The sequence below is a fragment of the Paenibacillus sp. P22 genome (assembly GCF_000469945.2).
In the GTDB taxonomy this organism is placed as follows: Bacteria; Bacillota; Bacilli; order Paenibacillales; family Paenibacillaceae; genus Paenibacillus_O; species Paenibacillus_O humicus.
Window position 1 is genome coordinate 1 of record NZ_CBRA020000163.1, and the last position, 8,635, is coordinate 8,635.

General features: G+C 54.3%; 11 protein-coding genes and 1 pseudogene. 10 read left to right on the forward strand and 2 right to left on the reverse strand.

The annotated features are described in order from the left end of the window. Positions 1 to 308 precede the first annotated feature (308 nt). From BN871_RS30020 to BN871_RS20325, 10 genes and pseudogenes are all read left to right on the forward strand, one after another. Positions 309 to 368: pseudogene (locus tag BN871_RS30020) on the forward strand (hypothetical protein); the annotation flags it as partial. Between the two features lie 115 nt (positions 369 to 483). Further along, positions 484 to 807 (forward strand): hypothetical protein, encoded by a 324-nt coding sequence (locus tag BN871_RS29315; RefSeq protein WP_232313225.1) that lies wholly within the window; start codon positions 484 to 486, stop codon positions 805 to 807. A 183-nt stretch (positions 808 to 990) separates the two neighbouring features. After that, positions 991 to 3,702: a hypothetical protein gene (locus tag BN871_RS20295; protein ID WP_048748545.1), complete on the forward strand. Its 2,712-nt coding sequence runs from the start codon at positions 991 to 993 to the stop codon at positions 3,700 to 3,702. A gap of 9 nt (positions 3,703 to 3,711) precedes the next feature. Next, positions 3,712 to 4,284, forward strand: coding sequence for a hypothetical protein (locus BN871_RS20300; protein WP_021881143.1), 573 nt, complete (start codon positions 3,712 to 3,714; stop codon positions 4,282 to 4,284). Then, a complete protein-coding gene (locus BN871_RS27080) occupies positions 4,284 to 4,421 on the forward strand; it encodes an XkdX family protein (RefSeq protein ID WP_021881142.1) in 138 nt (45 codons plus the stop codon). The genes BN871_RS20300 and BN871_RS27080 overlap by 1 nt, the downstream gene beginning before the upstream one ends. A gap of 122 nt (positions 4,422 to 4,543) precedes the next feature. Then, positions 4,544 to 4,771 carry a hypothetical protein gene (locus BN871_RS20305; protein ID WP_021881141.1) on the forward strand — a complete coding sequence of 76 codons (228 nt, stop codon included), beginning with the start codon at positions 4,544 to 4,546 and terminating at the stop codon, positions 4,769 to 4,771. Positions 4,772 to 4,776: 5 nt separating this feature from the next. Continuing rightward, entirely contained in the window at positions 4,777 to 5,067 is a 291-nt protein-coding gene (locus BN871_RS20310; RefSeq protein WP_048748546.1) for a phage holin family protein, read from the forward strand. Next, a complete protein-coding gene (locus BN871_RS20315) occupies positions 5,054 to 5,980 on the forward strand; it encodes an N-acetylmuramoyl-L-alanine amidase family protein (protein WP_048748547.1) in 927 nt (308 codons plus the stop codon). Before BN871_RS20310 ends, BN871_RS20315 begins: the two co-directional genes overlap by 14 nt. A gap of 178 nt (positions 5,981 to 6,158) precedes the next feature. Further along, a complete protein-coding gene (locus tag BN871_RS20320) occupies positions 6,159 to 6,395 on the forward strand; it encodes a DUF3977 family protein (RefSeq protein WP_048748548.1) in 237 nt (78 codons plus the stop codon). Next, positions 6,396 to 6,593: a hypothetical protein gene (locus BN871_RS20325; protein WP_021881137.1), complete on the forward strand. Its 198-nt coding sequence runs from the start codon at positions 6,396 to 6,398 to the stop codon at positions 6,591 to 6,593. A gap of 108 nt (positions 6,594 to 6,701) precedes the next feature. On the opposite strand, the gene BN871_RS20330 is transcribed toward BN871_RS20325, so the two are convergent. Together BN871_RS20330 and BN871_RS20335 are read right to left on the reverse strand one after the other, a co-directional pair. Then, the gene (locus BN871_RS20330) at positions 6,702 to 7,766 is read right to left on the reverse strand and encodes an HD-GYP domain-containing protein (protein ID WP_048748549.1); all 1,065 of its coding nucleotides are present in this window, start codon (positions 7,764 to 7,766) and stop codon (positions 6,702 to 6,704) included. Positions 7,767 to 7,851: 85 nt separating this feature from the next. After that, positions 7,852 to 8,635, reverse strand: a 784-nt coding sequence (locus BN871_RS20335) for a ThiF family adenylyltransferase (RefSeq protein ID WP_048748550.1), incomplete at its 5' end; no start/stop codon positions are given.

Genomic DNA, 8,635 nt, shown 5'->3' on the forward strand with positions numbered 1-8,635 from the left:
CGCCGAGCTGGTGCTCACCACGATCGAGCTCGAAGGAGCTTTCCCGTATACGGCACGATGAAGCGCTGAACGGATCCTTGAACGCTGCATGCTGGATACTCCGGGCGTTCAGGATTATTCCTCCTCCTCGTTGATGCTGAATTCGGGCAGCGCCAATGTTGCGGTCCCGGCCGGATCCGTGGCAGCGCTGAAGGCGGTGACTCTGCGTGAATGACGGCTTCGCATCATTAAGGGGGATAGCTGATTTTCCGGCCGCCGCCTCCGCGCTGATGGCGGAATGGCCGGAGTTCTATCAGGATGTGCGGGAGATGCAGGCGATTGCGGCTGCCGAAGGAAGTCAGCTGGCCCGGCTGCGCGCCGAGCTGACGGAGCAGCTGCAGCAGCGCTTCGCCTCGACCGCAACCTGGGGGCTGGAGGATTGGGAGCGGGGAGCTGGGCATAACCGCGCAATCGGTCATGCCGCTGGAGCAGCGGAGGGCGGTCGTGCTGTCCAAGATCCGCGGCTTCGGCAAGTTCAGCGGGCAGCTGCTCAAGTCGGTCGCCCAAGCGTACGAGAACGGACAGATCGAGGTCGGCTACGATCCGGCGATCGGCACCTTCACGATCCGCTTCGTCAGCACGTTGGGGCTGCCGCCTAACCTGGCCGATCTCAAGGCGGCGGTCGGCGAGGTCCTGCCGGCCCATTTGCTGGTGAAGTATGTTTTTCGGTATTTATTGGTGAGAGAGGTAGAAGGGCTCAAGCTTCAGAATCTGGAGCTTAGGAAGCTTTCTGATTTTGCACCTTTTCTGGAGGAAAAGGGGAAATGAATGCTGCAAGTAAGCATTCTGAGAGATGGCGGAGAGCTGCTGCATCATCTCGGTATCATTTCAAAATATGAGAATACGGGCGGTAGGGAAGGAATGAGAGCATGCCTGGTCAAACACCGAATTTGAATCTGTACAAAAAAAAATCCGCTGACTGACGGCGAGGATACTTTCAACATCGAGACGATGCTCAACAATAACTGGGACAAGCTCGATGCGGCAGTAGGGGGAAAGGTCGATAAGTCCTCTGGCAAAGGGCTTTCCTCAAACGATTACACAACGGAGGACAAGTCCAAATTGGACGGAGCGACTAGCGCTGCGACGCCAACGCGTATAATTCTTCGCGATAGCGCGGGTCGTGCCAAGGTGGCCGCTCCTGCTGCAGCGGATGATATCGCTCGGAAAGATACGGTGGATGCGGCCGTGCAGCCCCTTCAGGCTGATTTGACGAATGCCAATTCAGTTGGCATCTCCCTGGTTCCGGGGCAGCAAATCGTAACCGTTCCGCGAGACACGCCGTTGAATATTTCAAGTATCAAGGGTCGGACGCTTGTTAATCTCTTTGGGAGAAACGGAGGCTGTGAAAGTATTGTACCTAATAGCGCAACAAGCGGCAGCATATCTCTCGATACAGCCAATTTTACACAAGGTCAATCGAGCATTAAATTCACTAAAACCACGAGCACCTTTGCAAATTACTTTCCAGGTTCTAATTCCCAGAGGATAATTCCACAGGTCGGCGATAATTACGCTTTTATAGCAGATATCAAGGGATCTCTTGCTACGCTCAAAATCGAAGGTGTTGGAGTTTCCTATTCCACCTATAAAACCGGATCGACTGCCACTGGGGCAGCATTTGAAACTCAAATATTGATTTTTAAGGTATTTTCTATTACTTCCCCTGGCACGAACAGCTTTTTGCCTTATATTAGTATTTCTGGCAATGCTGGTGATTCCATAAATATAGATAGCGCAAGACTATATAAAATCTCAGAAAGCGATGTGGCAACCATATCGCTTGTTAATTTTAACGTTGCACAGGTAGCAAATTATTTCCCTTATGTAGATGACATGAAAAACGTAAACGGAATCTACATCAAACAACTCGGTAATAACTTGCTCCCACCAATTATCCAATGGACAAATGGTAGGACGGATGGTCAGTATAAGGCAAACAGCATTGCCGTCATCAGTCCAGACGAGGTGCAGATTACAGTTGGAGTTGGGTCATCCGCAATGTTGACAACGATTGTTGACCTGCTGCCAAATACGACATATACAGCTTCCGGCGTTTTGAGTGCCGTTTACGTTTATGAACTTGGAGTTTACGGTTCATTTGTTGCCAATTTAACCTCTGGAAAGTCTTTCACGACCACATCCGCAACAAAATATGTAATCGGAGCCTATAAAGCAGGCGCTCAGTCTTCACCATTCACCATTAAAAATGTAACGCTGAGCCTCGGATCGAGTGCAATACCTTATGAGCGGCAAAATGAGCAATATTCCTTTTATCCTGATGCCAACCTAGCCTCTAACCTGGACGGAAGCGTCTACGACGAACTGTACACGGACAACACGGGGCAAACTAGAGTTATTCGGATGTTTCAATCAATGGATCTGACTGGGGACTTAAACTGGTCGTATGCGAACACATACACAGGAATTAAAGAAGTAAAGTTGACATTGAAAACGCCGCAAGCTGATTCGGGCATCATCACCAAATATGATGGCAAAATACTGGTCAAAAAAGCGGATGGAGTTCAGCCAACTTCCGGGGATATGCAAACCGTAAACGTATCTACGCTTTTTCTTTCCATTGCTGCGGCAGACTCCGGCTGGGGCGACAGCTATACGCCAACAACGGACGAGATCAAGGCTTACTTTTATGGATGGAAGATGTCTGGTAGTGGAACAAATTCAAACACGCTCTACACATCCGGGACCAAGTACTGGTGGGTGATGAATTTAGACGGTACTGTCGGAGGAGTCACCGCTACTTTGCCTATACAGCAAGGGATTGCAGATTTTAAGTACCGTCTCCAATACCAACTCGCAGTACAAATGGATGAACCCATTCGCTCTGAAGGTAGCCTCATGCTGACCGAGGGAGCCAACACCATCGAAGTTGGTACGGGGGCTGTTATGAGAGAACGGGCAATTCCATCAGGTGCTACTAATTATTCTAACCGACACCTTAACTTTAAAGATGGCGCTAATGTTAATATCCCGTCAGGCAACCAATTTAAGAATAGAGCTAAATCTATTGTCGCTATATTTAAAAATAGATTGCTCGACAAACTTTGGACTGCCTATTCTGGAATATCAGACGGTTCAGCTTACGGTTCTGCAAGGGCTGATATCTTGGAGAGCAACTTTGACCTATCTGCCGTCTACGAAGTCACCTATCTTGCACTTGACACTTATCAAATCGGTATCGCCCCGACGATCGTTACGACGCTATATTCACCAAACGCACGCGAGGTTACGGACGGATTGGTTAAAGCCTCTCAACAGCTTATGGGGCGAGTATCTGTGCTTGAAAATGGAACAGTACAAGCCAAAGTACCCCAATGGATCACGCCGACGCTATTAAATGGGTGGCAACTTTATAGCAATCAGGACAAGTACAGGCCACAATACAAAAAAGTGGGCAATCTATTGGAAATTAAAGGTGTTGTTTGCGGAGGGAATCTTTACAATCCAATATTTTTACTTCCTAAAGAATTTAGACCAATCTCAAATTTTTCGACAGCAAACCCTGCGGCTATAAACAGTGGCTTTGTCACATCCAATCTATGCATTGATCCTGATGGCAGGGTATTTATTGCCCTCAACGCTGCAACCGGCACAAATGGTGAAAATTACAACTATATCAACGCAATACTTCCTTTAGATTAGGAGGCCCACATGAAAGAAGCCATAATTACAAACCTTGAAGGCCTGCTCGCAGATGTCGCCCTTGTGGACGACCGCGAGACGGGATATTTGCCGATCTACGAAACGCAGGGAGTTCCGAAGGGTGACGAGCAGCCAGAGCTTAAGCTTAATGGCTACCGCGTCGCAGTGCCGGTACCGTCCGGCCTGTACCGGCCACGCTTCGCCCGTGAAGTCTATGACGCCTACCAGGCTGCCCTTGCGGCATATAGAGATGATCTGGCGTCCTGGGAATCGTTATCGGACATGCGCGGCGAACGGCCGCTGGCTCCGGTCGCTCAAGCATTCTGGATCGAGGGTCTGACTCCGGAAGAAATCGAGGCCCTGCAGCCACCACCGCCGGAGCCTTCCCCGATCGAGCAGCTGCAGGCGAATAATGCCGCCCTTCTGCTCGATCTGGCAGAGACGCAGGCTCGACAGCAGCAGGCGGAGCAGGACAACATGCTGCTTCAACTCCAGCAGGCTGAGTCGAAGGCGCGAATTCAAATAGCCGAGCAGGATCATGCAGATCTGCTTCTCCAGCTCGTAGAAGGAGGTGTACTCTAGTGGACTGGTACGCAACGATTAAGAGGTATTACGACCTTGGCTGCTACACCACAGCCCAAGTCCATCGATTTGTCATCCTCGGCAAGATCACGCAGGAACAGGCAGTTGAAATCACAGGAGCAGAGAGCGCCGCTTAGGCGCTCTTTTTGCTGAAAGGAGAATTCACATAGACATTCCAGCCGCGCAGCTGCAGTCGATCTCCTCTCAGGTCATAAAACTGGAGACTCTCCAGGAAGTAAATACGAAAGCGCTCACGGATATGGCTGGCAGCGTAAGCCGTCTCGTGGAGAGATTGGAAAAGTCGGATGATATGGCCCGCGAGGCTGGCCAGCGAGCCAGAGCCGCGCATCACCGGATCGACGAGCTGCGCGGGCAGCTCGAGGCGATGAAGCAGGGGCAGCGCTGGATCATCACGACCTCGTTTGGACTGATCGGACTGGCCGCGACGCTGCTTGGGCTGGTCCTTAAATTTATCGAAGGGAGCTGAGAGCAATGGACTGGACGATCGCAAGTCAATGGATCTCGCCGAAGCTTGGAGGGGTGCTGCTTCTCTGCTGGATATCCGGCTACATTCTTAAGCGCACGCCTAGAATTCCGGGCTGGAGCATCATCTACGCCGTTACCGCCGTCGGAATCGCTATGGCAGGCGCGTCGCTTGGCTGGAGCCCGAATACGGCCGTGCAAGGCGTATTGTGCGCCGCGGTTGCCGTGTACGGCAACCAGATGTACCGGCAGACGGCGGAGGCCGTTGCCGGCGGAGAGGATTCCCATGGACGAAACTAACTATCCGATTGAGCGCCGCTACGTTGCGGTACGCTCGAACACAAGGCCAGGCACCCGGCTCATCACCGGCTGCCCGGCTTTTTTAGTTGCGCATGATACCGGCAATCCGGGCGCAGGCGCCGATGCGCATTTTCGTTACTTCGACACTCTCAGGAATCGAACGGCATCCGCGCATGTCTTCATCGACGACAAACGGATTCTGGAGATCATCCCAACAGGGACGGGCGACCAGGCGGCCGAAAAAGCATGGCATGTCATACGGAATGTGACAACGGACAATGAGAGATTCGGCTACGACGCCAACGACGCCGCGCTCGGAGTCGAGCTCTGCTATGGAGGAGGAATCGACTTTAAAGCCGCGTACGGCCGCTATGTCTGGTATCTGGCCTTCTGCTGCCGCAAGTGGGAACTGGATCCATCCGCTCACATCGTGACCCACCGGCAGCTGGATCCGATGCGGAAGCAGGATTGCGAGCAATCGCTGGCCTGGGGCGGGAAATCGTTCGCCGAGCTCATAGCCGATGTGCGGAAAGCCATGGCGGCGTCCAGCTTCTCCCTACCGGGGCAGCCGGCATCCGCTCCGGCACTCCCGCAGCCAACCAAGCCGCAGCCGCAGCTGCCGAAGCTGCTGCAAGAAATAGGCGACTTCCTCATCGTCTCCTATATCCAGCCCGCCCGCCACTTCATGCTGTTCGCCGGGGACAAGGCCGCGGCCGCCCATTACGAGCGGCTGGCCGCCAATGTTCGCGGGGCAGCAGCCGGGCTGTCTCTCCCGAAAAGCAACTGCCAGGAGATCATCTACAACTGGCTGTCGCCGGCCTGGTACAAGGCCAAGGCGGAAGGGCGCGATCCAGCCAAGTACCATGTCATGGCGGAGGCACTCCGCGCTTGCGCCGGAATCCCCGCTTCCTGATCCGGCACCGTGGCCGGAACACTCTTCATGCGGGCATTCGTTTCCTCCTCCGGCGGAGCGGCCCCTCGCGCTCTTCTATGACCTCTAAAGTTTTCATAGAAGAATGCTCTTTTCATTTACAACTCCGCTCCAACTCTCCCATAATGGAAGCTGCAGCAAATTCCAGGGAGGCGTTCCGTTGAAGTATATTGAATTCGGGTACGGCAACCGATGGCTTCTCCGCACGGAAACCGAATTCCCTGACGGTACGGAACAGGAGCAGCGGGGAATCGCGAGACCGATCAAGCCTCAGTCCATCTACGTCAGGCTGTGGCTGGGAAGAACGGTGCTCATTATGGATTCGAGGCAAGGCTTCAAGCGCTCGCGCAAAAACAGGAGAGCCTTCAAAATCATTCTCGGCATATGCAGCCATTAAATGCAGGGACCCGGATACGCCAACGCAGCGCTGGAGCTGCTGGCGGAGTTTGTCCATCGGGAGCTTCCCGGCCGCAGCGATGCCGTGCTGGCCGTGAACGGCAAGAACATGGCGGCCCAGCGGCTGTACATCTCAAAACCGGCTTCAAGGATACCGGCCGCTGACGGACGGGCAGTCTGGGACAGCAATTCATCATGAGCCTGGAAATCTGACCTAACGATCCAAGGAATCCGTTGGACGATGACTCCTCTGGATCCCCTTTTCAATAGAAGACCGCCGCCGGAACATCCGGAGGCGGTCTTTTTTTTACATATAAACCTGGGTAATCTCATACTCGCGTTCAAGCGTCAGGTCGACGAACTCTTCCTCCATCTGAACGAGCGGGCGGAAGAACTCCGTAGGATGGGTCATGACGATGATGCCGGATTGCCCGGAGTCGAGGTCGACCCGCTTGCCGATGAAGTTGGGGATCATATGCCGAATGAAGGTATGGGTCGTCATCGGATCGAGCTCATGGAAGCTCATCCGGTACAGCTCCCGCAGCACATAGAGCAGGTCGCGCTTTTCCTGGTAGACGCGGGATGAGATCATGGCGCTGTACACATCTGCGACGGCTACGATCTTGGCGATCGGAGAGATGTCCTCGCTGCTGATTCCATGAGGATATCCGCTTCCGTTCATGCGTTCGTGATGCTGCAGGGCAGCCGTGGAGAGGTAGGGGTCTTCGTAGGAATTAAGGATGATTTCTTCTCCATACAGGGTATGGCGCTTGATTTCCTTGTATTCTTCCGGAGTGAGCTTGCCCGGCTTGTTCAGGATGCTCTTCGGAATCCTGCATTTGCCGATGTCATGGAGAAATCCGGCTTTGCCGATGCGCAGCGATTCCTGCTCCTCATACCCCATCCAGGAGGAAAGGTAATAGGACAGCATTCCGACCTGAACCGAATGCTGATACGTGTAGTCGTCCGACGTATTCAGCAGGAGCAGCATGGAGACGACGTCGCGCTCCATCTGGAATCCGGACAAGAGCGGATGGAAGCTGCTTTCGACATCCTCCTCCGTTACTTTTCCTTCCTCTGCCGCCTGGCGGAACAAATTCTCGCAGCCGGTGATGGCGCTCTCATAAAGCGGCTTCATGGCAGGCAGCCATTTGGGCGACAACCCCGATTCGATCGTCCTGTGCGCGAATTCGGCGATCTCTGCCTCCGGAGGCTCCGCCAAATCCACGTAATCGATTCCGTGCTGCAACAGCTTGCTGATTTCGTATGACCGCAGCATCGTGCCGCTGGACATGACGTTCAGTCCGAACTGGTTGAAGGCGTCGCTGCTGAGCCGATCGCCTTCCTTGATTTCCGATACATGCACCCTCATGCTGCACCTCGACAGTGTTTATATTCTGCTGCCCACCCTTATCTAAATAATCCTAAATACAGGAAGCATAGGGCGAAAGTTGATTCTAATCACCTAATATATCGGTATAAAGGCCCTTTGCTTTAATAGGGTCCTGAGTACCTTGGACTAATGCCCTTCCATCCGGGAAAATAATGACCGTCAATCCGCTCTCGGATCGGTAGCGGAGACTATAGGGACCGAGCTCCGCGCGCCCGCTGGACTCCAGCCTCGAAGCGAGCCGGGAGAGGTCCAGGCCGAGCGGCCGGGAAGGCGTGACCTGCACGGTAGAGCGGCCGCACATGACGGCGGACGACTCTTGCTGCGGCTCCTCGAGAAAAGCGAACCTCCCTTGCCCGCAGCAGGGGCAGTCTTCCCTGCGAGCGTTCCCCGCGGATACCTGCATCCAGGAGTTGCGCCACACATCCAGCTGCAGCAACGATCCGCTCATAGCCTGCCTGTTCCCCGTCAGCCATTTGATGGCTTCCATCGCCTGCAGGGAACCGACGATGTCGACGAGCGGGGAGAGCACTCCGGCCGTCTCGCATGTGTCGGCAATGCCGCCCGCGGGCGGAGCGGGATACAGGCAGCGGTAGCAAGGAGTCTCTCCGGGGATGACGGTCATCGTCATGCCGCCCGAAGCGACGGCTCCTCCGTATACCCAGGGAATGCCGTGCTTGACGGCATAGTCGTTGATCAGGTAGCGGGCGGAGAAATTATCCGTGCCGTCCACGATGATGTCCGCACCGGCAAGGAGGCTCTCTGCGCTGCCGGGGGTCAGGTCGGCGATTGCGGGGAAGACGCGGACGGAGCTGTTGGCTTCCCGCAGCCGCGCGRCCGCCGCCGCCGCC